Annotated in this window: 16 protein-coding genes; 11 read left to right on the plus strand and 5 right to left on the minus strand. The window is 52.9% G+C overall.

All coding sequences use genetic code 11. The annotated features are described in order from the left end of the window. Positions 1-135: 135 nt before the first annotated feature. The 6 genes from KOR42_RS20755 (at position 136) to rplS (ending at position 6819) form a co-directional block, all read left to right on the plus strand. Entirely contained in the window at positions 136-684 is a 549-nt protein-coding gene (locus KOR42_RS20755) for a PEP-CTERM sorting domain-containing protein (RefSeq protein WP_146511755.1), read from the plus strand. Between the two features lie 812 nt (positions 685-1496). Further along, complete coding sequence (locus tag KOR42_RS20760; protein ID WP_231741048.1) at positions 1497-2582, plus strand: DUF937 domain-containing protein; 1086 nt, start codon at positions 1497-1499, stop codon at positions 2580-2582. Positions 2583-3044: 462 nt separating this feature from the next. Next, positions 3045-4529 (plus strand): signal recognition particle protein, encoded by a 1485-nt coding sequence (ffh, locus tag KOR42_RS20765; RefSeq protein WP_146511757.1) that lies wholly within the window; start codon positions 3045-3047, stop codon positions 4527-4529. A gap of 454 nt (positions 4530-4983) precedes the next feature. Further along, positions 4984-5349, plus strand: a complete 366-nt coding sequence (rpsP, locus tag KOR42_RS27675) for a 30S ribosomal protein S16 (RefSeq protein WP_146511758.1) — start codon at positions 4984-4986, stop codon at positions 5347-5349. A gap of 288 nt (positions 5350-5637) precedes the next feature. Continuing rightward, on the plus strand, positions 5638-6354 hold the full coding sequence (gene trmD, locus KOR42_RS20775) for a tRNA (guanosine(37)-N1)-methyltransferase TrmD (protein ID WP_146511759.1): 717 nt from the start codon (positions 5638-5640) through the stop codon (positions 6352-6354). Positions 6355-6441: 87 nt separating this feature from the next. Continuing rightward, positions 6442-6819: a 50S ribosomal protein L19 gene (gene rplS / locus KOR42_RS20780; protein WP_146511760.1), complete on the plus strand. Its 378-nt coding sequence runs from the start codon at positions 6442-6444 to the stop codon at positions 6817-6819. Positions 6820-7165: 346 nt separating this feature from the next. On the opposite strand, the gene KOR42_RS20785 is transcribed toward rplS, so the two are convergent. From KOR42_RS20785 to KOR42_RS20795, 3 genes are all read right to left on the minus strand, one after another. Continuing rightward, the gene (locus KOR42_RS20785; RefSeq protein WP_146511761.1) at positions 7166-9049 is read right to left on the minus strand and encodes a DUF1559 family PulG-like putative transporter; all 1884 of its coding nucleotides are present in this window, start codon (positions 9047-9049) and stop codon (positions 7166-7168) included. Positions 9050-9333: 284 nt separating this feature from the next. Next, a complete protein-coding gene (locus tag KOR42_RS20790; protein ID WP_197441406.1) occupies positions 9334-10440 on the minus strand; it encodes a Gfo/Idh/MocA family protein in 1107 nt (368 codons plus the stop codon). 80 nt (positions 10441-10520) lie between these two features. Next, positions 10521-12857, minus strand: a complete 2337-nt coding sequence (locus KOR42_RS20795) for an alkaline phosphatase D family protein (RefSeq protein ID WP_146511763.1) — start codon at positions 12855-12857, stop codon at positions 10521-10523. A 292-nt stretch (positions 12858-13149) separates the two neighbouring features. On the opposite strand from KOR42_RS20795, the gene KOR42_RS20800 reads away from it, so the two are divergent. Together KOR42_RS20800 and pth2 are read left to right on the plus strand one after the other, a co-directional pair. Then, entirely contained in the window at positions 13150-14622 is a 1473-nt protein-coding gene (locus KOR42_RS20800) for a sulfatase family protein (RefSeq protein WP_146511764.1), read from the plus strand. 306 nt (positions 14623-14928) lie between these two features. Continuing rightward, a complete protein-coding gene (pth2, locus tag KOR42_RS26900; protein WP_197441407.1) occupies positions 14929-15966 on the plus strand; it encodes an aminoacyl-tRNA hydrolase in 1038 nt (345 codons plus the stop codon). Positions 15967-16020: 54 nt separating this feature from the next. On the opposite strand, the gene KOR42_RS20815 is transcribed toward pth2, so the two are convergent. Further along, positions 16021-16683 (minus strand): thioredoxin family protein, encoded by a 663-nt coding sequence (locus KOR42_RS20815; protein WP_146511765.1) that lies wholly within the window; start codon positions 16681-16683, stop codon positions 16021-16023. Positions 16684-17119: 436 nt separating this feature from the next. On the opposite strand from KOR42_RS20815, the gene KOR42_RS20820 reads away from it, so the two are divergent. After that, positions 17120-18259: a serine hydrolase domain-containing protein gene (locus tag KOR42_RS20820; protein WP_197441408.1), complete on the plus strand. Its 1140-nt coding sequence runs from the start codon at positions 17120-17122 to the stop codon at positions 18257-18259. 187 nt (positions 18260-18446) lie between these two features. Further along, positions 18447-19106, plus strand: coding sequence for a hypothetical protein (locus KOR42_RS20825; protein WP_146511766.1), 660 nt, complete (start codon positions 18447-18449; stop codon positions 19104-19106). Here KOR42_RS20825 and KOR42_RS20830 read toward each other — a convergent pair whose 3' ends face one another. Beyond that, a complete protein-coding gene (locus KOR42_RS20830; protein ID WP_197441409.1) occupies positions 19107-21170 on the minus strand; it encodes a glycoside hydrolase family 32 protein in 2064 nt (687 codons plus the stop codon). 507 nt (positions 21171-21677) lie between these two features. On the opposite strand from KOR42_RS20830, the gene KOR42_RS20835 reads away from it, so the two are divergent. Further along, positions 21678-22877: a Gfo/Idh/MocA family protein gene (locus KOR42_RS20835; RefSeq protein WP_197441410.1), complete on the plus strand. Its 1200-nt coding sequence runs from the start codon at positions 21678-21680 to the stop codon at positions 22875-22877. Positions 22878-22917: the final 40 nt, after the last annotated feature.

Here is a 22917-nt window from a genome sequence, read left to right on the forward strand (position 1 = left end):
TCTTCGCATGCGAATACGGCTCGACATACTTGCGTCCAATCCGAAGCGACAGCTTTGCCACTTCCAACAACACATTCGTTCGTGGGGAATCACTCATCACCAGATTTTAGCGCATTCTCATCTCAGATTCCAGAGATGTTTTCAACAATGCAAAACGGATTCACAGCGTCGCTGGCGATCTATCTTGATTCGACTTGGGCCACGGGATCTGGTTTCGATTACAGTGTTGCAGTGAACAACCAGTCTGGGGCCCATTTAAGGGATTTCATTTTCCATGTTGGTGTTGTCGGAGGAGATTTGCTTGTCAATGGGTCAAACAATACTGACTACAGCCTCAATGACGGCAAGCTGACAAATGGTTCCAACTATACGGTCGCTGATGCTGGGTGGTACACATTCGAGCAGAGTTTTTATGACGACGGTGGAAATCTCGCTGTTGACTTAAACCTGAAAGATAGTCTTGGCACAACAGTCTATACAAAGACTCTTGGAACTCTGGACGATATTGCTGCGACAGTCGGTGGAAACCGATATGGCTACTTCGCATTTAATAATGTCGAAGGACTTGCGATCGACAGTTCGCAACTCCTTGGGAATGTTGTCCCAGAGCCTTCGACCTTCGCGCTTGTTTGCTGTGGAATTACAGGTTTCGTAGCTCGGAAACGTCTTAAACGACGAGCGTAGTATAACTTCAGAAATCGCCAGTCTCGGATTGGGGATTTGTTGACAGTTAATAATTGAGAGTTATAGAGCCCAGGTGTCACGGTTCATTCCGTTGATGCTTGGGCTCTTTCTTTTCTTCGGGTATTTTTCCTGGGGGGCCTTTGGGCGTCGTCTCCTTCTTTCCAATGGTTCACCCGCTCGACGCTCCATGTTCCTCAAGCTTTCAGTGGTTCCAATTCGCCGGGCTGTTTTCTCAGCGCTTCGCAGTGGCGTCAGTAAGCTCGTTCATCTTCTTCAGCTTTGACAGCTGTCCCCATTCGCAGCGATGCCAGAAGTGTGGGGCAGCATACCTTCTGGGTGAAGTCGACGACTCAAGTGGTTGTCGAGGTGGATTGAGGGGTTTCTGTGGAATGGGCGCCCTTGTCGAGTTGCCTTAGCAAGGACTGTTTGAAACCGTCCGATCAATCTTGACGGGAGTGTGAAAAAACGGTTCAATGGGTGTTGATGCGATCGGTTTTGGAAACGATCGAGGCACGGACGCCCTCGCCGCTTTGAATGGAGGGTGCCTATGGTTTTCTCGAGAGACGGACGTGAGTCAGAGGCTCAGTGCCGACTGTGTGCACTGCCGTTCCGGAATCTTTTGAGAATGCGGTTCTCTTGCGTCCTGTTGATGTTCAATTCGAGTGCCTCGCTTGATCAGTGGGCGAAGAATTTGGGTCGCCACGCTATGAGATCGGACCGTCTATGTTGTCCAACGATGCGGTTCGTCCCTGGGTGATCAGTCCTCTCCTTCAATTCACTTCTGATGGACATATCTCTCTAAATCGGAGCGTATGATGAATCTCATCGATATCGTTAAGGATCAAGCGACAGCTGCAATCACCGACAAACTCGGGACGATGCTGGGCTTGGACGACAATAAGACCAAGGTTGCTTCACAGGCTGCGATTCCAGCATTGCTTTCCACTCTGTCGGGCTTTGTCTTGACTCGTTCCGGAGCGGATCAACTGGCCACTCGCCTGAATCAGTTCGATGAGAGTGACCGTGAGCGCGTTGCAGAGATGATGGCCTCTCAGCCGACAGAAGCCGCTCGGAAAGGATATGATTTTCTGTCAGCTTTGCTCGGAAGTGGACCGTTAACGAGCCTTGTGGGGACACTCGTTTGCTATCTCGGCAGCGACACGGACACTGTGAAGAAGCTGCTCGGGTATGTCGCACCAATAGCGCTTGGGGGAATTCTGAAGCAGTTTCAAGGGGAGGAACTGACTCCTCATGGTTTGGAGAATTTGTTCGAGAATCAGAAGTCGAACATCGCTACCGCTTTGCCCAAAGGTCTCTCACTTCCGGAGATTCCCGGCCCAGCTTCTCTGGAAAAAGGGAGTCGATCCCCAGAGAAGATGCGTGGCAATGCCGATGCCTCATTCGTCAAGACGTGGGCACCGCTTGCAGCCGTGGTTGTGCTCGGGCTGTTCGCGTGGAATTTCTTCCAGAATCCGGAGCAGGCTGATCCCGTAACGGTCGCTGAGGCGAAACCGTCTGATCCTGTCCAGCATGAAGCTCTCAAGCCGATTGCTCCAGTCGAGGAGAATCGTTCGGTCGTAGAATGGAGTCAGTATGCAGATGGCCTGGACGGGGTTGTGGTCTCTTTGAGAAGTCAACTGGCTGGCATTTCTGATGTGGAAGAAGCCCAGAATGCACTCCCCGGCTTGAAAAAAGTCAGTGAGCAAATTGACGGGTTGGCCAAACTGAAATCGGCGTTGCCGGAGTCTGCGATGAATAAGGCTACGGAAATGGCTGGAACTCATTCGATGCCAGTGAATGAACTCGTTGCCAATCTGAAATCCAATCCGGATCTCAATGCCGTTCTGGGGCCCGTCCTGTTGGAGATCAACGACAAAATGCAGCGATTGAAGGATTGAGTTCTCTGAGCGGACTTTTGGGAGCGCATCGGGAAAGATAGTCTGTGGCCAGTTCGTCGAGGTTCACGGTTGTGGCCCAGTCGCATCATGTTGGATTTCTGCGTTGCGTCTACGAAACATGTCTTGCGAAAGGTGTCTTGGTGAATCCATTCTCACTTCGGTCGGGTTTTGAGTTGTAAGTCCTTTCGGGTAAGCTGTTTGTGGTGGGGTGATGCCGTTTCACGAGTGACTGGTTCGGTTTTTCTGAGAAAGTTTGGCACCTCGTCTGCTAATCAATCGTTCAACGCAACGAACGCTCTCACAGTCTCTCTCACAAAGACTCTCACAACTTTTGTTGCGCTCTCTCTCACACAGGCGGCGTTCGATTTCGGGCGTCGCCTGTCTTCGTTGGGACTTTGCGAAGATTCTGCTACATTGACGGGCTCGACTCATTCACTCTGAATCACGAGTTTTGAAGCTTCCATGTTCGAATCGATTACACAAAACCTCACAGACGCACTCGGAAATTTCACGCGCGGAAAGTTGTCGGAAGGCAACATTCGCGACGGAATGGCGCAAGTTCGCAAAGCGCTCCTCGAAGCGGACGTAAATTACGATGTCGCAAAGTCTTTTTGTGACAACGTCACGAAACAAGCGGTCGGTGACCAGGTTCTGAAGTCGTTGAAGCCCGGCGAGCAGATCGTCGGAATTGTCTACAACGAACTCGTCAACCTGATGGGGCCGGTGGACCATTCGATTGCCATTCGTCGCGGAGAGATGGCAATCATCATGATGTGTGGTCTCCAGGGGGCTGGAAAAACCACGACATGCGGAAAACTGGCGACGATGCTGAAAGAGCAGGGGGCAACTCCGATGCTCGTTGCTGCCGACCTTCAGCGACCTGCGGCTATCGAGCAGTTGCGGGTGATTGGCGAGCAGGTCGGAGTTCCGGTTTATTGGGAAGAAGCTGGTTCGAGCACTCCTGTAAAGGTTTGCCAGAACGCACAGAAAGCGGCGAAGAAAGAAGGATGCAATGTCCTGATTCTCGATACCGCCGGGCGTTTGCACATCGACGACTCGTTGATGAAAGAGCTCGTTCAGATCGACAACAAACTGATGCCGCATCAGGCATTGTTGGTTTGCGATGCGATGACCGGGCAGGATGCGGTCAACAGTGCGAAAGCTTTCAATGAAGCTCTCGAACTCGATGGCGTGATCCTCACGAAGCTTGATGGGGATACACGCGGCGGGGCTGCACTCTCAGTGAAAGCTGTGACCGGGGTCCCGATCAAATATATCGGGGTCGGGGAGCAACTCGACAAACTCGAGCCGTTTCATCCCGAGCGAATGGCGCAGCGAATTCTCGGGCAGGGGGACGTGGCAACCCTCCTCGAGACAGCTCAGCGTGTCCTCGATGCTGAGGAGATGGAGGACCAGCAGCAGAAGATGCTGGAAGGGAAGTTCACGCTCGACGACTTCCTGAAAGCGATGTCTCAGATTCAGCGAATGGGCTCCATGAAGTCTTTGATGAAGCTCATTCCGGGAATGGGCCAGATGGCTCAGGCCATGGAAGCGATGGATGGGATGGATCCGGACAAGGACGTCAAACGGGTGAAAGCGATGATTTCCTCGATGACGGTTGAGGAACGACGCCATCCCGATCGAATCGATCGATCTCGCCGCAATCGGATTGCGATCGGAAGTGGGACAGATCCTGCAGAAGTCAACGACCTCCTCAAGCAGTTCAAGGGGATGTCCGGGATGATGCAGCAGATGGCCGGAATGAACATGGGAGATCGCATGAAAGCTGTTCGAGAGCTTCAATCGGAAGCCATGAATCCGAACAGTCGTGGGGTCTCACAAGGAAAGCAACGCAGCAAACGAGGTGATTTGACCAAAGATGCGTTGCGTGAGAAGAAAAAGAAGGAGCGGCAACGTCAGAAGAAGGCACGAAAACGGAAGAAGTAGTCTCTCGGATTCGTTAAAATGCGAAGCACCTGAGAGCGAAAGTTGGGAGCTCGGCGACGCAATTTTGGGCCTGTTGACGTGACAGTGCACGGTAAATTGTGTATGAAACCACGTTCCCCAAAGTTCTGTCAGAGGTTCAGGTGCACGCATTTTGCTGTAACTGTAGACTCTTTCTATGGTTAAGCCTTGATGGAAGCGGGTGCGGAGCTGCGAATAGTGTTGTCAATCATCTGAATCGTTCTGATTTTTGATGAGAATCCACTTTTCAGCACTCACTTTTTAGCACTTTGTCGAATTTCAGGATTCGCATCGTGGGTCAGCGACTCAATCGAAAGTGAGTGCTGCCGGACGTGCCAACGAACAGGTTGTTGTGGCACGAAGTTTTAGAAACAAGATCTGAGCCGATTTTAGCTGGTCTGAATCGGCAAACGTTTGAGTCTCAGAGGAGACAAGTGTGGCGGTTCGTATTCGAATGAAGCGGATGGGGCGAACACATCGCCCGTTTTATCGCATCTGTGTCATGGATGCTCGGCGTCCTCGTGACGGGGAAGCGATTGAAGAAGTCGGAACCTATGATCCAATGAAGACTGAAAAGTCGGATCGGGTGACTTTGAAGATCGATCGTGTTGAGCACTGGCTCTCGGTCGGCGCACAGCCCACCGAAAAAGTTGCAGTGTTGATCCGAAAGTTCAAAGAGAACGATTGGGGAGCGACGAAGTCACCTCCTCCGATGGCTGCGCCTCAAGTGAAGCAAGCGCCTGCTGCGGAAGAAGCTCCGGCAGAAGAAGGTGCCGAGGCAACTGAGTCAGCGGAAGGTTAAGCATTCGGAATGCTTTTCCGGCCGAATGCATTTCCCGACCGTAAAGTGGCATCTGTCGAGTCAGCGCTCGATTGTCTTTTAGACAGATTGTTCAAACGGTTCAGGGTGGCATCTCGATCGATGCGATGCCGTCCGAGGAATCGTTTCACAGTTGCGGGACTGAACTGTTCATCGAGGCGGATGCCGCGATGACCGGTTGATCGCCCAGCGAGTATTCTGAAAACCACTTGAGTCAGCTTCTCGGGATTCACTCCTGAGAAGATCGGGTGGTTGAAATCTGGTAGACGGATGCGTTTTGACGTTCTCACCTTGTTTCCAGGACTTTTTGAGGGGTTCTTGCAGCAGAGCCTGCTCAAGAAAGCGATCGACGCGCAGCTCATCGAAGTTGCATTGTGGAACTTCCGCGACTGGACAAATGATCGTCATCAATCCGTTGATGATACTCCGTACGGCGGCGGTCCAGGGATGTTGATTCGTTGCGAACCCGTCTTCGAATGCGTCGAAGCGGTTCAAGCGGAGTGCCGACAGCCTGGGCGTCTGATCATGCTGACTCCCCAAGGGCGACGGCTTGATCAGAGATTGGTTGAAGAGTTGTCGGAAGAGCAACGTCTTCTGCTTCTGTGCGGGCGGTATGAAGGCTTCGACGAGCGAATCAGTGAAGGGCTTCAACCGCTTGAAGTTTCCATTGGAGATTTCATCTGCAATGGGGGCGAAGTCCCAGCGATGTTGATGATCGAGAGCGTCATGCGGCTCATCCCCGGCGTTCTGGGAGACGAATCGAGTGCGAAACTCGATTCATTTTCCGAATCCGGACAATTGGAATATCCTCAATATACGAGACCTCGAGAATTTCGCGGGATGTCTGTTCCCGAGATCCTCTTGAGTGGAAATCATCAGGCGATCGCCGAGTGGCGGTCGGCTCAAAGTCAGGCCCGGACGAAAGAACGGCGCCGAGACCTTTTTAGCGGCAGCGATGGAGAAGATCACTTTTCCTCATCGGACTAGCTGCGTCGTCAGGTACGGACGATTCAGACAATACGATGTTCCTCGTCCCTCGTCAGGAACCGCTCGTGACAATCAGGACTATCAGAAATGCGACACAAACTTCTCGACCTCGCAGAGCAGTCGAGCCTGCGTGAGAACAAACTGAACTTTGCCGTCGGCGACACTGTTGACGTTCATACCCGGATTCTTGAAGGGAACAAAGAACGGATTCAGATCTTCGGAGGAGTCGTGATTGCCAAACGGGGACACGGCACGAACGAAAGCTTTCTTGTACGCAGAATCGTTGCCGGAGAAGGTGTCGAGCGAACGTTCCCTGTGAACTCTCCCAAAGTCGCTGATGTGGTTGTGAAGCGACATGCACGCGTTCGTCGTGCGAAGCTTTTCTATCTTCGAGATCGCATCGGAAAAGCAACTCGACTTCGCGAACGTCGTGCACGAGCAGGCGAAGCAGAAACCAACACCTAAGCCATTGCCATGGTTCTTGTGCACTCACATGAGCTTGTGTCATTCAGTGATGACGGATATGGCTCGTGCGAATCGCCGGCGACCAGAGAGCAGAAGAGCACCGACCAAAGATCCAGTTGGCTGAGAGCACATTCTTCAGCAGCCCAGCGATTGGCCGTAAGTTCTTGATGGTGTGACTTCAGAAGATTGCTGCAAACGAAAAACGACGTGACTGATAAAGTTCAGTCACGTCGTTCTTTTTTGTCGTTCTCAATTTGCGTCGTTCAGTTGCCATCCTTTCGATTGGCCAGGCTCAATTGGCAACTGTGATTGCTTTCTGAACAGGAGCGGGCGAGTCAGGGATTCCCTATCGGAAGTTGACTGGTTCTCCGTCCCGGGGATCAATCAATCTTCGGAACTCAGCCGGATCGAGCGATTTTGGAATATCTGTGATCGATCCATCGCAGAAGAGTGCGAGGAACTGGTCGCCAATGTCTCCCAGTGGGGCGAACGGTTCTTCTTCGTTGTATTCCAGTCCCCCAGGTTTGGTCCAGATTTCAGCGGTGTCGTCTCCGGCCTTAACGGCGAGAATTGTGTTGGATGTTCCATCCGTGATGTCTCGCAATCCGAGTCCGGGTTCACCTTCCTGGAAGAGAGTTCTTCCTCCGGTGAAGGCGTGAATTGAAGTCTTGCCGTCTGGGTTGGTTCCGAAGGCTGCGGGCATTTCTTGAATCAGCGTTTTGTTGTGTTCGCTGTCCCACGGTTCGTCGAGATGAAACTGCTCGTACAGTGGGGCTTGTTCTAGAAACGGAAGCAGGTGGACTCGCCAGCTGAGACCCTTTCCTTGTAATTTTTCTGCGACACCGTTGGAATCCGCAGCTGGGAGTGATTTGTAGACATCGTGATAATTGTGAAATGCGAGCCCGATTTGCTTCATGTTGTTGCGCGGGACGTAAATCTCCTCGGCTTTCTTTCTCTCCATTTCAGCGACCTGCTGAATGGCATTTGGGAGATTTTCAAAGCCTTCTGGGCGTGGAACGTTGACCGTGATCAGGGTTCCTTCTGTGGAGATTGCTGCTTGATCCACCAGGGCACTCACGAGTGTCCGGAACTCATCGTGTTCCGGGAGTTGTGACTTGGATTTCTCGAACTGCTGCTTTCCCATGGCGAGGTAGCTGTTCAGCATTGATTGAAGCCCCTGTGCAGAATCTGCATTGATGGCATCAATTTTTGCCTGCAGAAGTTGGGAGTCTTCGAGGTCGCTGGCGATGGAAGCGGTTTTCACCTGCTGCAGGAACGTCATGGCCATCCCGATCATCGGGTTAGGTTGGTCGCCTTGCAGTTCCCCGATGACTTTGGTGACGGTTTGCATGTCGAGGGCAATTCCGATGTCCTGCTTCTGCATTCGGGTCAATGCAGCCGAAATCGGGCCGGTTCCCGCGTCCGTCGGAACGGTTTCCAGGTCGATTTGCGGTCCGAAGATGAGCTGTGAATCACTGAGTGGAAGAACGACTCCATCGGCGGTTTTCACACCTTTTCCCGTTTGGAGATCAATGGGTTCTCCCTCGGGAACCGAATCAAGAATGTTTTGAATATCGACATCCGGAACAAGTTGAACAAGGATGACGGGAGGCGGAGGAGTTTGTGGCGGTCCGATTCCGGGTTGAAATGCAACCGGTGTCAGCTCGTCCGATGTTGCCCGGTCGAGATCGACCTGTCCGTTGGCAGCGACGGCGAATTCTTCAGCTGGAAATGCAGGGTCAAGCTGACCCATTCCCGGCCCCATCCCCATTTGAAGGAACATCATCCCCATTGCGCCTGCTGCAGTGAGAATCTCTCCGTCGAAGCAGATGAGGATTTGTTCAACTTGCTCTGGTGCCACGCCGACACTTTTTTCGAAGTCCGCTAAAGCCTCTTCGGAGTTGACCTGTGGATTGGAATCCGTGATGAGTTCAAGGATTGCCGGAAACATTGGGTTGTTCATCGCCTTTGAGGGGCGAATCGAAATGATCGCGGCTGTGTCAGCGGGGACTCGATCGAAGATTGTGCCCGTTGATGGAGCGTCGGCAACTGGGGTTTCCGTCGATGGGGTGAGAGGTTCTGCCTCCTCCTGAGAAGGAGCGGGCGCCGCATTGGCCTCGATTTTCTCCGGTTGCTCCGGACTGTCGTTTTCCGCGACGTTGTCGCCGCCGCCTCCACAACCATGGACGAGGCACATCATCAGTAACATTAACAGCGTTAAGCGTCTCATTGCTTTGTCTCGCTTCAACAGGAGGATTCTTTCAATTGGATCGTCGGAGATTCCGAAAGATTTCGCAACTGAGTTCAGCTGCGCTCACGGGAACAGAACCGTCTCTTCTCTAAATTTTCGCGTGCCGCTTCTCACAGTCGTTTCGTTTTGCGGCGAAGAATATTTTCATCGTTTCCCCGCATTCGACGAAATTTCGTGCACTCGATGGCTTGAGAATTCCACTTGCGATTCGGTGAAGACCACTTCGAGGTTGTACCCGAAGTGAGGAGCTTTGAAAGGTGGAGTTAGAGAAGGTTCGCAAATGGATGGGTGCGCGATTGCAGCGGGAGTGAGACCGGGGAATTCGTGCGGTGCGATTCGAAAGTCGCGCAGATCAGATCGACGACTTGGCGAGCCTGATACATGCTACACAGCGGCTCGCGATCCGTCTGGATTGCGTCGATCAAGTCTTCAGCTGCGATCTGGTTTCGCGATCGATAACGCTGCCCGGACAATGGTTCCGGAGCCCCAATTCCTGCACTGGAAACCTGTTGCCAGCGAGAATCTGTTTGAGCTGTGGACCAGTTGGAGTCCAGTAAGATATATGTCGGAGCCAACGTCCCCTCGTAGATGTCCATGACACCCTTGGAACCGCAGATTCTCATTCCGTAGCGTGACGGATTTCCGGCGCAGTTCTGGACGGATCGAAAGTGCGCAGCGGCTCCGGACTTCAGGGAATATTCGGCCCGCATCGCATTCCCCAGCAGCGGGCCCAACCCTTCGTTTCCGTCATAAACGTCGCTCAGGGGAGCCCGTGAACCGGATTGCAGGATCGTCGCAAAACACGATTCGGGTTCGAAGCCTAGAGTGAGGAGGAGGTCGAGCATGTGTGAACCGAGGACCCATAGGTCCTCTGGTCCGCCGCGTCGATCTTCTTTGCCTTGCAGCCGAATTTCCACAATCTGGCCGAGGGTGCCATCTTCGATCAGCGATTTGATGACCGGAATCCGCGGGCTGTAAGTGGTGAGATGAGCGATGGCGAGCTTGATGTGCCGCATCTCGCAAGCCTGAACGATTTCGTCCGCTTCTTCCGGAGAACGGCAGAATGGCTTTTCCATAAAGATGTGAACGCCATGTTCCGCCGCTGCAACGGCAACGTCGCGATGCTGATCAATCCATCGAGGGCAGATGGCGATGATGTCAAGTTGCGCCTCTTCGAGCATCTTCCGATAATCGGAATAGAGTTGAGTTGTTTTCAGTTTCTTTCCGGCTTTGGCGCGTCCGTCGGGGTCCTCGTCGCAGACCGCGACAATTTCCGTTTCGGGCATGTCGAGCCAGACGGTATCGAGTCCGTGTCCGTATTTGCCTCGGCCCGTTCTTCCAAAAACTCCAACTCTCAACTGCTTCGCCACAATGCTCTCCATCGCTGCCAACGTCACGGATACACAGACAAGAGGGAGGGAATTGCCTCCCTCTTGATGAAGTTCAACTCTCAGCGAAGTTGATTCTCTCCCGCGTTTTCCTCCTGGTGAATCGTGACAGGCCAACCGGGGAACTGGTTGGAAGGATCTCCGTCCGTGACGTCGACAAGAAATCGAAACGACTCGATTTGGTAGGTTTTGTTCTCGGTGTCGATCGTCACCAGTCCAAGGCCGCTTCCCTTTTGATGGGCTCGATCGTAGCGGTTGGGAGCGGTGCCGACTTCCGGGTTTCCGACAGCGTAGACATAAACGAGATTGCCGAGACCATCGACGAATTCTCCTGTGTTTGGCAGGTCGTGCTCCGGGCGATTCTGGTGCGGCATCTCAATTTCGTCGGGACGCCACCATCGAGGATAACCCACTGCGATGGCAGGCGGACAGAAGGACCAGTTGCTGTCTCGCTGTTCGTCGACTCCATATTGGACCATGGTCGTGAGATGCTGGTCTCCGTTGATGTGCAATGCTTTCGACTTGCGAACGATGTCGATGGCACGATCACGAGCGGTTTGCGGCCATCCTCCACAGTCGAGATCCGCTTTCAGGTATCCATCGAAGCCTCCATGATGCGTGGCGACACCTGCGAACACTGTTTGGCTGAGAAGCACTTTCATGGTATGTCCACGCCAGTCTTCGGCCCAGTTCCGGAGGAACTCTTCCTGGCGTTCTCCGAGAAGGACCAATCCTGGTTTATCAAGTTTCGACGTGTCGAAATCGGGATCTTGAACGTGATCTGCGCGGCCGCTTCCGGTGTCGACTCGTTCGGGACCGCTCTTCCATTGGCGGTCTGCGATGATCGCGAAGCTGACGTCTCCGTACACCATGTCGCCGTAATAGACGCTGATGTCTTGTTTGACTGGTGTGGGATCTGCGAAATCGGGATGGTGGGCCACGCACGTCTTATGAACTGCATTGACCATTCGGGCGGGTTCGCGGTAACCCCCTTTGGAGGAAGCACCCTGTTCCAGCCCGGTCATTGCTGCTCCGGCTTCACCCCAGATATTTCCCTGAAAGACGTCGTGGTCGTCCGGGATGCAGAGTGTCGGTCGGTCTCGCATTGCTTCTCGGAAAGACCATCCGAATTGGTAGTACTTTCTCAAGTAGTTGAGAATCGCGGGGCCGGCTGGATCGCGAATGATTCCGTAGCCACCATGTGATTCGTAAATCTGATCGCCCGAGAAATAGACCATGTCCGGGTCGAGTTTCAGCAGGTTGTTCACGACAGGTTCGTAAGGGAACGCGTAATCGTTCTGGCACGTCAGAGCACCGAAGCGAAGCGGTCGTCCTGTCGGATTCTTCTGGATCGTCCCGGTCCACTCGGATGCGGTTTCTGTACCGTCCGTTTGACGTTCCCGATATACCAGTTTATATGGCGTCGGTGTTTTTTCGTCCCAGTTCGGAACTCGGAACGTCGCGACCCAGGCATCTTTGTCTAAAGCTGCGGTCCCGAGATCTTTCCATTCGCCGTCCTGTTGAATGTAGAGTTCAACGTCCTGGTTGTCCTCTTCGCCGAGCGGGCCGGTCAGGGCGCTGATTTTCATCACGAATCCCTCATCCGAACGGGAATCGCTGAGCGAATACATTGACCACAAGATCGGTCCGAACTTGCGATCTTCTGCGACGGTGAAGGCGTCACCTTCGACGATCCAGTTGGAGAAGCGATAGCGCGACTTCCCGCCATTTTGCTGCTGATTGTTGCGGCGTCGAAGTGGTTGATAGTTATTGACGAGGGAAATGTTTCCGAGAAGTTGATCGCTCGGAACGGTTGTGCTCACCGAGTCAATGACGTCTCCGTTGGGGGACTGTGCAGTTAACGTCAACTTGCACTGCTTGCCCATTGGAGTGCTGGCGAGATGCAGGCGAAATCCCTTGACGTCCAGTGGATTTTTGAGCGGCTTTTTGATCTTGCCGAGAACAAGTTCTCCATTGACGAGACCGGCATTGATTCCGTTGTTTGCAAAGACATTGCTGCGGTATTCGTTGATGTCGCTTCGGGTTCCGACACGAAATCCCGCACCGGCGTCTTGGCCTTTGAGTTCGACTTGTGCGAGATCGACCGACATGGCAAACGGCTGTTGTGGGTCGGTCAACTGATGAGTGATCAGGTGAATGTTGCGGGCGTTCCCGAGCGACTGGCACTCCGCAGCTCCATCGATGACTCGCCAGTCTTCCATTGGGTTAGCCCAGAACTGACTTCCCAGCCAGACTCGGTCGTGAGTCGTGCCCCAATCGTCGATCGGTTCGCCGGTTGTTTGCGGAGAAGATTGAGCGGAAGCTTTGCTCTTGAGTCCAATCAGTGCAGCGCCGCCTGCGATTGCTTTCAAGACCAGTCTGCGGGAGAAGTTGTTCATCGATTTCATTCCTTGTCGAACGTCATTTTGCAGGTTCGGTTTAGACCATTCGTATCGTTGCGTGCAAGTGTTCCGCATGAAATCGAATCGAGGTCGATTCGAACGGATGAGTCGGCTGCCTCGATTCAATACGTCACACGGGTTAAGCTCTTGAGTGACATCATTGGGAAGAACTGGTCTGTGAAGCGGACGAGTCGGGAAAACTCCCTCGGCGTTTCTTTTCTCTGTTGCATTCGGTTCGCGATCACACCGCGAGAATTGGCTCAACTTCAACTTTGGAGGATTCAAGCTTATGTGGTCTTTTCTTCGTTCGACTTTCGTTCTTGGCTTGCTCACTCTGAGTAGTCATCTCTTGATCGCGACAGAGTCTTCTGCCCAGTCGGAAGAACGCCCCAATGTGATCGTGATTTTTATTGATGACATGGGATATGGCGACGTGGGGTTTAACGGGGCAACCGGCCCGCGGACGCCGCATTTGGATCAAATGGCAGCCGAAGGGATGAAGTTTACGGACTTCTATGTGGGCTGCGCAGTTTGCAGCGGGTCACGCACTTCGCTGATGACCGGATGTCACTATCAGCGCGTCAGTATGAAACCCGTTCTCTTTCCGAATGCACAAAACGGGCTTCATCCGGACGAAGTCACAATCGCTGAGGTACTTGGAGATGCTGGGTACGCAACAACGTGTATTGGCAAATGGCACCTCGGGCATTTGCCTCCCTGTCTGCCCACCATGCAGGGTTTCGACTCTTATTACGGAGTTCCTTACAGCAACGATATGTGGATCGATCCCGCCAACAAAATCGCAGACGATGTTGTGTTGCGCGAAGGGGGCACACTCGCGGATTTGCAGGCCGGCAAGAAGATTAAAAACGCCGTCCCGCTCATGCGAGATGATGAAGTCATCGAGTACCCCGCAGATCAAACAACGCTGACGAAACGATACACTGAAGAAGCGATTCGGTTTATTGGTGCTCACAAGGACGAGCCCTTCTTCGTGTATCTTCCGCATACGATGGTGCATTTACCGCTGGCTGTTTCAGAAGCCTTCGCTGGACGAACGGACCATCTCATCTGGGACGCGATCGAAGAAGTCGACTGGTCGGTCGGGCAGATTCTGGATGCTGTGAAGGCTGAGGGGATCGACGAAAAGACGCTTGTGATCTTTACAAGCGACAACGGGGCGGCCGTTGGATCGTCATTGCCGCTTCGCGGTCGCAAGGCGAGTGTTTACGACGGAGGAATCCGCGAACCGACACTGATGTGGTGGCCGGGGACAATTCCCGCCGGATCGGTTTGTTCTGAAGTCGCAGCGACGATCGATGTTCTGCCGACGGTCACAGCGTTGGCGGACGGAAAACTTCCTGAACGCAAGATCGACGGGAAAAACATTTTGCCTCTGATGACTGCTCAAGCGGGGGCCAGGAGTCCACACGATGTGTACTGTTTGATGCACGGTCCCGGTGCTGTTCGTAGTGGAAAGTGGAAGTACTATCCGTGGGCAGAGGGAACAAAAGGGCAGCGCGGGGCAGACATCTCCGGACGCGAACCATCATCCCAACCGGTACAGCTTTACGACACAGTGGCCGACATTGGAGAGACGACGAATGTTGCTTCCAGCCATCCCGATGTCGTCGCAAAACTTCAGGCAAGTTGGGAAGCTCATCAGGCGGAAATCAATGAGAACCGACGACCAGTCGCCCCGCTCATTCGTCCGCGGGGGGCGAAGTCGGCAGCCAGACCACCGAGACAACCATCGAAGTAACCAGCGGTCCGAGAGTCGAATGAGGCATGTGTGATCTTCGAACGCTCCTCAGCAATCTGCTGGATGAGTGGGAATGGTTTGTTGGTCTCGATCTGTCGAAACATCGCACGCTCAGGCGAATCAATGCGAACCATCTGATCGTTCGTCCGTCTGACTTTCGGAGCATTTCCCCTTTGCACTCTGTGATCGATAAGGGCAGTGGGACTTTCCTCGAAAGCGACGGGGCAACCCTGTGCAGAGCGCCGATGCGAATGCTCTCATGGTCATGAGTGTTTCGGGATAAGTCGTTAAAGGAAGGAAGATCCGTTGCCTAGTGAATGGCTCAGCGAAGAGCACGCGACCGCGTATCTCGCCATTAAAAATGAAGTTCCGCAGCGAGCAGCGGGTGAATCGACGCTGTTGGCGGAACTTCCGAAAGAGTCGAAACGGATTCTCGATCTTGGTTGTGGAGATGGGCATCTGCTGAAGTTGGTCCTTCAGCATTGTCCGGATGCCGTCGGTGTTGGCCTCGATTTTTCCCCGGCGATGTTGCGTCGCGCACGGGAGCAATGGCACGGCGACGATCGAGTCCAGTTCGTTGAGCATGATCTGGAGCAACCGTTGAGTGAGCTGGGAACGTTCGATGCGGTCGTTTCAAGTTTCGCGATTCATCACTGTCCGCATCGCCGGAAACGCGAGCTTTACCAAGAGGTCTTTGACCGGCTCAATCCGGGGGGATTCTTCTGCAATCTTGAGCACGTTGCGTCACCCAATGACAATGTTCATGCCGCGTTCATGAAGGCCATCAGTGAAATCGAAACCGGCGAAGATCCTTCGAATCAGTTACTCGATGTCGAAACGCAACTGCAGTGGTTGAGGAATATCGGATTCGAAGATGTGGACTGCTACTGGAAGTGGCGCGAGCTTGGGCTGTTGATCGGAAAGCGATCTGTCTCGAGTTTGAAGCTCGACGAGTCTCAGGAGTTTCCTCTCAAGCAGGTGATCGTGATGCGTCATGATCTGAAAATGAGGAGAGGCAAGCAGATCGCGCAAGGGGCGCATGCGTCAATGTCGTTCCTCGCGAATCGACTCCGTCAGAAAGAATCCGTTTCGCTCAACGAATTGACCGTCGACCAGCAACAATGGCTCAAGGCTCGTTTCGCCAAAATCTGCTGCCGCGTCAACAGCGAAGAAGAATTGTTGGCGATCCATGACGCAGCTGTCGAAGCTGGGCTGGAAGTGCATTTGATTGTTGATAGTGGAAAGACCGAGTTTCACGGACAGCCGACGAAGACTTGTCTCGCAATAGGTCCGGATCGGTCAGACAGAATTGATGCAATCACCGGTCATCTGGAACTGTTGTAGTGATGCAAGTAGCGATGCAAGGTTCTCGCTGGTCGCTTCGAAAGCTCGCTATGATTATCTCTGGCGAGCTTGCTTCTTCTTGAATCGTTCCATTTCCCGTTCGGAGAGGAATCGAATCGAACAACCGATCGGGACTGTTTCGACGACTTCCGGGCGATCCCCTTTCAAAGCTGCTTCGATTGCGTTGTTCACATAGTGCTTCGAAGCTTGTTCGGCGTTGGTGTCATCGTCGAAGGCACCCATATAGACGATCTTCCGGTCTTTGTTGAGAACGAAGAATTCCGGAGTCCGTGAGGCTCCATAAGCTCTGGCAATCTGTTGTGTTTCGTCGAAGAGGTAGGGGAAGGAAAAGCTTTTTTCTTTCGCACGCACTTTCATTGCGTCGAGTTGATCAGCTTCAACCAGATTGACATTGATCGCGACAACCTGAACGTTTTTGTCTGATGCTTTGTAGTGATCGGTCAGGTGAATCAGTCGGTCTTCGTAGTCGACTGCATATGGACAACTGTTGCAGGTGAAAGCAACAACCAGAACGTCTGCATCCTTGAAGTCCGAGAAGGTGAGCGATTCACCGCTGGCGTTGGGGAGTGCTTCCCATTCAGGGGCTGGATCGAGATAGCTTTTGACCTCGTTAAATTCTCCTGCGGTCACTTGCGATTCGATTCCGCTCGTGAACCAGCAACCCAACAGGGCAGCAATGATGAATCCGTATCTCATGATGAAATGTTCTCACTGATCTAAAATGAGGATCTGGAGCATGTGGTTTTGAATTCAAAACTCAGGCATCCGATCACAATGTTTCAACGAATCACTGTGCTTTCACAACTGTGCTCTTAACAGTTGCACTCGATGATCTCGAATCCGGCTCGCGCCCGCAATGAACGTTCAGCCGTTGCGTGTGACGTCTCCTATTGTGTGATTGCGTGCCGGGAAATCAACGACAATTTTTATTGCGTTTCGGGATCTCGGGATTCAATCACGGACAGGATGAATCGGCAACTCACGGCGGATTCTCTTGACGGCTTCCGGGACAACTGATGCCGAGGGTGTGAATCCGTCGGCGAAAAGAATATCTTCGCATTGAAATTTCATTCGACTGACGATTCCGCTCGTTCCTCTTTTCAACAACTGGGTTCTCACCTGAGGTCGATTTATGTTCAGAGTTTATTCCGATCGAGCGAACTGGGGCAAATGCCTGAAGCTTGTGGTCGTTGCAATCTGTGTCTCTTCGATCGCGAGTTTTAGCGTGGTCAGTATGGCGGAAGACCAGGCTCCGGGAACTTCTTTGCCGAAAAGCACTCCGGAATCTCAGGGGGTCTCTTCGAAGGGATTGCTGGAATTCATTGAGACGGCCGACCGGGAAGTTGACTCGATGCACAGCTTCATGCTCGTCCGCAACGGCTACGTTGTCGCAGAAGCATGGTGGGAGCCGGAATCACCTCAAAAGCCACACATTCTGTGGTCACTCAGCAAGAGTTTCACATCGACGGCGATCGGACTTGCGGTCGAGGAAGGAAAGTTGTCCATCAATGATCCCGTGCTCGATTACTTTCCGGAATCATCACCTGAGGATGTCTCTTCCAATTTGAAAGCGATGCGGATTCGAGACCTTCTGACGATGACGACCGGTCATCAGGATGAAGTGAACCTTCGCAATGAATCTGACTGGATCAAAGCATTTCTCGCCCATCCTGTTCCTCATAAGCCCGGAACCCACTTTCGATACAACACACCCGCGACGTTTATGTTGTCCGCCATTCTGCAGAAGGTGACTGGAGAGACAGTCGTTGAATATCTTGGTCCCCGATTGTTTGAGCCTCTCGGAATTCAATTCCCGCAATGGGATGCAAATCCTCAAGGCATTTCCATCGGAGGTTACGGGCTGTACCTGCGGACGGAAGACATTGCCAAGTTCGGACAACTCTATCTTCAGCGGGGAAAATGGAACGGCGAACAATTGATTCCGGAGGAGTGGATCGCGGAAGCAACTTCGAAGCAGGTTTCCAACGGAAGCAATCCTTCAAGCGACTGGGATCAGGGATACGGATTTCAGTTCTGGAGATGTCGACACGATGCCTTTCGAGGCGATGGAAAAGATGGTCAGTTTTGCATTGTCATTCCGGAGTACAACGCCGCCGTTGCCATCACCGCCAACACTCGCAACATGCAGTCCGAACTCAACATCGTGTGGGACAAGCTTCTGCCTGCGTTGTCGAATTCTCCACTGGCTGCCGATGAAGCAGCACTCAAGAACCTCAACGAAGCCATCTCTAATCTGAAAGCGAGCCGATAAAACTGCTGGCCCTTGTAAGAGGGAACCAAAGGCCGAGTGTCGCGTGACGCTCGGCTTGTTTTCCTGATACTGTTGATTTTTGACGTGTGGATATTCTTTAGTTCTTTGCGGAAGATTCATAAACGGGACCTAGACTGATCGAATTGCGTTTCCAATCTCGAAGCAAATTCGATCGACGAGCCACAAAATGAATCAAGAGGGTTCCGAGCAACCAGAACCAAAACGCCGAAAGAAGCGGAAGAAAAAGAAGCGATCGAGGAAACAAGCTGGCACGTTCGAACTGATCGTCGCAGATTTCTTCGCCAAGTTTTCGTTCCTGCTCAAACCTCTGGCAGTAGCTGCCTTCGCAGCCCTTTTCATCTTTTGTATTATGCTCGTGATGCAAGTCGGGTTTCAGCCGTTCGCATGGCGAAGCCAAGTCCAGTACGAAGGCCGCACGACTCGCAAGTGGCTGGAGTTGGAACGAGAAGGAAAAGCACGCAAAGCCGAAGTGCTCTTCGACGGAAAACGCTACATCTCGCCGGACAGGGTGATCGGACTCGACTGGGAAGCTGTTCCCGACATTTTTGAAGGAATCACCGATGATCGGACGCGAACGCTATCGCTGGCCATTCTTAAAATCTACAAGACCGCGCCGGGGACGCCGGTGACTTCTGACTTGTTGAACGGGTACGAAAGTGAAGATCCTCGCGTTCGACTTTGGGCTGTCAAGCTCTCGGAGCGGATCGAAGATCCTTCGGACATTTCACGAGCGACCTCGCGACTTGAGGGCTTGAAAGATGATCCCGACGAAGAGGTCCAACTGGCCGTTGACGAGACGCTTCAGATTCTATCTGCGAAAACGTAGTCACTCTTCGCGGTCGATTGACGACTGCCGAACGGAGCCTGAGCGTTTTTGCTCTTCAGTATTGTGCCAGATGGAATTCAGTTCCCAAACCTGGAGTGACACGAGGCGTGTTGCTCCGTCTTTGGAATAGAGAGTGACTCCGTCACTTGCCTCGCTGGGAAAGATTCGATCAGTAATCGTGATTGCACCATTGTTCGCGAAAACTTCGACCGAGGATGTGTCGACGAAGATGTGGAGTTGAACGCGGCCGTTCTTGACCGAGAGAGGAGCAGCGTGCCGACCGGGGAACGCGAGATGAAAGTTCACGTCTCCGCTGACTGTTCGATCCACAAAGACTTCTGATGATCCTGGACGAACTCCGATCACGGTGCGTTCATCTGGCCCTTCGCAAACGCGAAGTCCAAACTCTTCAGCATCGCTGACTTCGAATTCTGCGATGATTTCCAGCTGTCGGCTGTTGAGGGAGCCGAGCGGAACAGCTTGATTCCCGTCGATTCGAACGTCAGTCAACTCAAGCTCTTGCCCGCGGAGTTTCTGGAGTTCTCGCACTGGACGCTGAATGAGTCGCAGGGAGCCATCGACTTCGCGAAGTGAAAGGGCACGTGGGATCGACATGCTGCTTCGCCAGGGGCTCGTCGGAACGAGGGCTGTTTCCCAGTTGTTCATCCAGCCGATCCAGATTCTCCGGCCGTCTTCCTCAGGAATATTGTCCCACGAGATCGGAGCATAAAAGTCTCTTCCATAGTCCACCCATTGCGAATCTTGCGTGTCCGCATGGAACGTTGTGCCGTCGAATTCTCCGATGAAGTATTCGCCTCCCGATCCTCCCGCGATCGATCCACCTCCGATGTCTGCTTCCAGAATCCAGCGTGTCTCGCCGTCGCTGCCTTCAATCGGAAGTTCAAACACGTCCGGGCATTCCCAGTTGGGTTTGGTGTCGACGCCAGCGGGACCGAATTCGCTCAGCAAGGTCCAGTCTTTCAGATTGGGAGATCCGTAGAACTGAATAATCTTCTTGGCAGCTAAGGAAACGACCATGATCCAGCGCTTGCTGGGAGTGTGCCAGAAAACCTTCGGGTCTCTGAAATGTGCTTCGTCGAGATCAAGAACAGGGTTCTCAGAATACTTGGTCCAGTGGCGTCCGTTGTCGAGGCTGTATGCGAGATCCTGTGTCTGTTTGCCGTGACCATTGCCGGTATAAATGGCAACCATCGGCGGGTTTTCGAGCGTTCCAAATCCGCTGGTGTTTTTGGAATCGACAACCGCACTGCCGGAGAAAATCATCGTCCCGTATTCTTCGTGGAGTGCGATCGGAAGATGTTCCCAATGACATAAGTCGCGACTGACAGCATGTCCCCAACTCATGTGGCCCCACTTATTTCCGTGGGGATTGTGCTGATAGAACAAGTGGTATTCGCCATCATGATAGACGAGCCCGTTCGGGTCGTTCATCCAGTTGAGTTCGGGAGTGAAGTGAAACTGCGGACGGAATTGCTCGCGGTAATACCACGGTGAGCGGCGGTATTTGTCGATTCGAACTTGACCGGGATTGATCCGTGGTTGACTGGTCAACAGGACGTGATCGAGATTGATGTGTCCCCAGTCTCCGACCGCTTGATCGAAGATGCGAAGCTTCGCTTTTTTCCCGTTCAATTCTTCGACATCCCAGGTTTTCCACTCCATGACTCCCGAATGATTTCCCGTTGCGGAACGGACAGCTTCACCATCAACGATGAGTTCCGCGCCGGTTTTCCCCGGATGTCTTCCTCCTGAAATCAGGAACACGATGAACTGGTCGGAGATGACGAATTCTGGAGAGATCAACTCCCCATGAGCTGGGTCTTCTCCGTGAAACGAGTTGAGAAATCGCCGACCTTTGTAGCCTTCAACGCTGAGAGATTCGCCATCGACGGGTTTTTCCCCGAACGCGGTCCCGAGAACGGTCCAACCGTTGAAGTGGTCTTCTTCGAAGTCAAACAGGGGTCTGTCAGCAGACAGCGCCGATTGGCAACAAGTGATCAGAAGAAAGAGTGCGGGAGCGAGCAAACTCAGAAGCGATCTCATTCGGCAAGGTTCCTGCAAAGCTGTTGTGACACGAATGACTCGAGACGAAGTCGTCATTGTCAATCGTCTGAAACGTATCAGTTCATGGGAGAGACGTCACTCGTTCCGGGCCGAAATCATGGAAGGGATTGATCTGAGACGGGAAAAGCCTTCTCGCAAGAAAAGGTGACAACCAATCGCAGTCGCAACGACCTGGGAAGTCTATCTGGGATTCTCAAGCACGGACCCCGCGTTTTTCGATGATGACTGAGAACTTCGTTCAGCGGCAAACAACTTCGGTTAGCACGATTGGGATATCGACTGTGCTGGAGGCGGGCTCGTGTCTTCGTCGCTGGTTGCGAACGATTTGTCTGGGATGTATTCTTCGAGTCGAAACTGTACCGATAAAGATCGAGTGAAAACCACTCATCACATTCTTCGGGCAATGTCGTCAAAGAACGATTTTGTTCCGAATTGCGAAATTGTTCTGATCGGGTTTGTGACTGTATTTGGATAAAGGGAGACGAAATGGACCACATCAATGGTTCGCTGGGGCGAAAACTGAACATGGCGCTCGTTGGTGGAGGACAGGGGTCTTTCATCGGACGTGTTCACAACGTGGCAGCCATTCTCGACAACCGTGCTCAACTCGTCGCAGGTGCGCTTTCGTCGAATCCTGAGCGAGCCAAGGCATCGGCTCCGTTCTACGATATTGATCCATCTCGTGCGTACAGTTCTTACACGGAGTTGGTCGATACGGAAGCTGGACTCCCTGATGGAGAACGTGTCGATTTCGTCACTGTCGCAACGCCGAATCACACCCACTTCGAAATCGCGAAAGCAGCGGTCGAAAAGGGATTCAATGTGGTTTGCGATAAGCCGATGACGTTTGACCTCGATCAGGCGGAGGAACTCGTCAAACTGGTCGAGAAGTCGGGTGTTGTCTTCGCTTTGACCCACAATTACACGGGTTATCCGCTCGTTCGACAGGCTCGGGAAATGATTCTCGCCGGAGAACTCGGAGAGATTCAGGCGATCCGCAGCAACTACATTCAAGGATGGTTGCGAACACGTCTCGAAGCCGAAGATCAGAAGCAGGCATCTTGGCGGTCAGACCCTGCCAAGTCGGGTGCAGCTGGTGGTTTCGGGGACATCGGAACCCATGCTTACAACCTCGCAAGATATATGACCGGATTGCTTCCGGAAGAGGTGTCGTGTCACTTGAAGTCGTTCGAAGAAGGACGAGTTCTCGATGACTACGGACACGCCGTGATTCGTATGGAGAATGGTGGACTCGGCACTGTGACCGCCAGCCAGATTTCACACGGCCGTGAGAACGATCTGTTCATCGAAATCGACGGAACCAAAGGCGCCCTGTCGTGGCGACAGGAAGACCCGAATCAGATGATGGTTCGCCGCAACGGGGAACCATGGCAGATTTACACTCGCAACCCGAATGCTCCTTTCATCGGAGAACTCGCGGCGGCATCATGTCGTCTTCCCGGCGGGCATCCTGAAGCCTTCTTTGAAGCCTTCGCCAATGTCTATCGCTTCGCTTATGACAATATGATCAAGCGGGCTGCCGGAGAATCTTTCGAAACAAAGGATACCATTTATCCCAACGTCTATGACGGTGTGGAGGGAATGTATTTCATTCAACAATGTGTCCAAAGTAGTAAAGAGAACGGGGCCTGGTTGCCGCTGAAGCATCCGCTCGCTCGACGTTAATTCGTCGAACTCTTTGTCAGGAATCGCACGGTTTGGTTCA

Source organism: Thalassoglobus neptunius (assembly GCF_007859735.1).
In the GTDB taxonomy this organism is placed as follows: domain Bacteria; phylum Planctomycetota; class Planctomycetia; order Planctomycetales; family Planctomycetaceae; genus Thalassoglobus; species Thalassoglobus neptunius.

Coding starts and splice junctions, on each gene's coding strand:
- KOR42_RS20760 (WP_231741048.1), top strand. CDS start 1,497: ATGATGAATCTCATCGATATCGTTAAGGATCAAGCGACAGCTGCAATC.
- ffh (WP_146511757.1), top strand. CDS start 3,045: ATGTTCGAATCGATTACACAAAACCTCACAGACGCACTCGGAAATTTC.
- trmD (WP_146511759.1), top strand. CDS start 5,638: ATGCGTTTTGACGTTCTCACCTTGTTTCCAGGACTTTTTGAGGGGTTC.
- rplS (WP_146511760.1), top strand. CDS start 6,442: ATGCGACACAAACTTCTCGACCTCGCAGAGCAGTCGAGCCTGCGTGAG.
- KOR42_RS20835 (WP_197441410.1), top strand. CDS start 21,678: ATGGACCACATCAATGGTTCGCTGGGGCGAAAACTGAACATGGCGCTC.
- KOR42_RS20815 (WP_146511765.1), bottom strand. CDS start 16,683: ATGAGATACGGATTCATCATTGCTGCCCTGTTGGGTTGCTGGTTCACG.
- KOR42_RS20755 (WP_146511755.1), top strand. CDS start 136: ATGTTTTCAACAATGCAAAACGGATTCACAGCGTCGCTGGCGATCTAT.
- KOR42_RS20800 (WP_146511764.1), top strand. CDS start 13,150: ATGTGGTCTTTTCTTCGTTCGACTTTCGTTCTTGGCTTGCTCACTCTG.
- KOR42_RS20830 (WP_197441409.1), bottom strand. CDS start 21,170: ATGAGATCGCTTCTGAGTTTGCTCGCTCCCGCACTCTTTCTTCTGATC.
- KOR42_RS20795 (WP_146511763.1), bottom strand. CDS start 12,857: ATGAACAACTTCTCCCGCAGACTGGTCTTGAAAGCAATCGCAGGCGGC.
- KOR42_RS20820 (WP_197441408.1), top strand. CDS start 17,120: ATGTTCAGAGTTTATTCCGATCGAGCGAACTGGGGCAAATGCCTGAAG.
- KOR42_RS20785 (WP_146511761.1), bottom strand. CDS start 9,049: ATGAGACGCTTAACGCTGTTAATGTTACTGATGATGTGCCTCGTCCAT.
- KOR42_RS20825 (WP_146511766.1), top strand. CDS start 18,447: ATGAATCAAGAGGGTTCCGAGCAACCAGAACCAAAACGCCGAAAGAAG.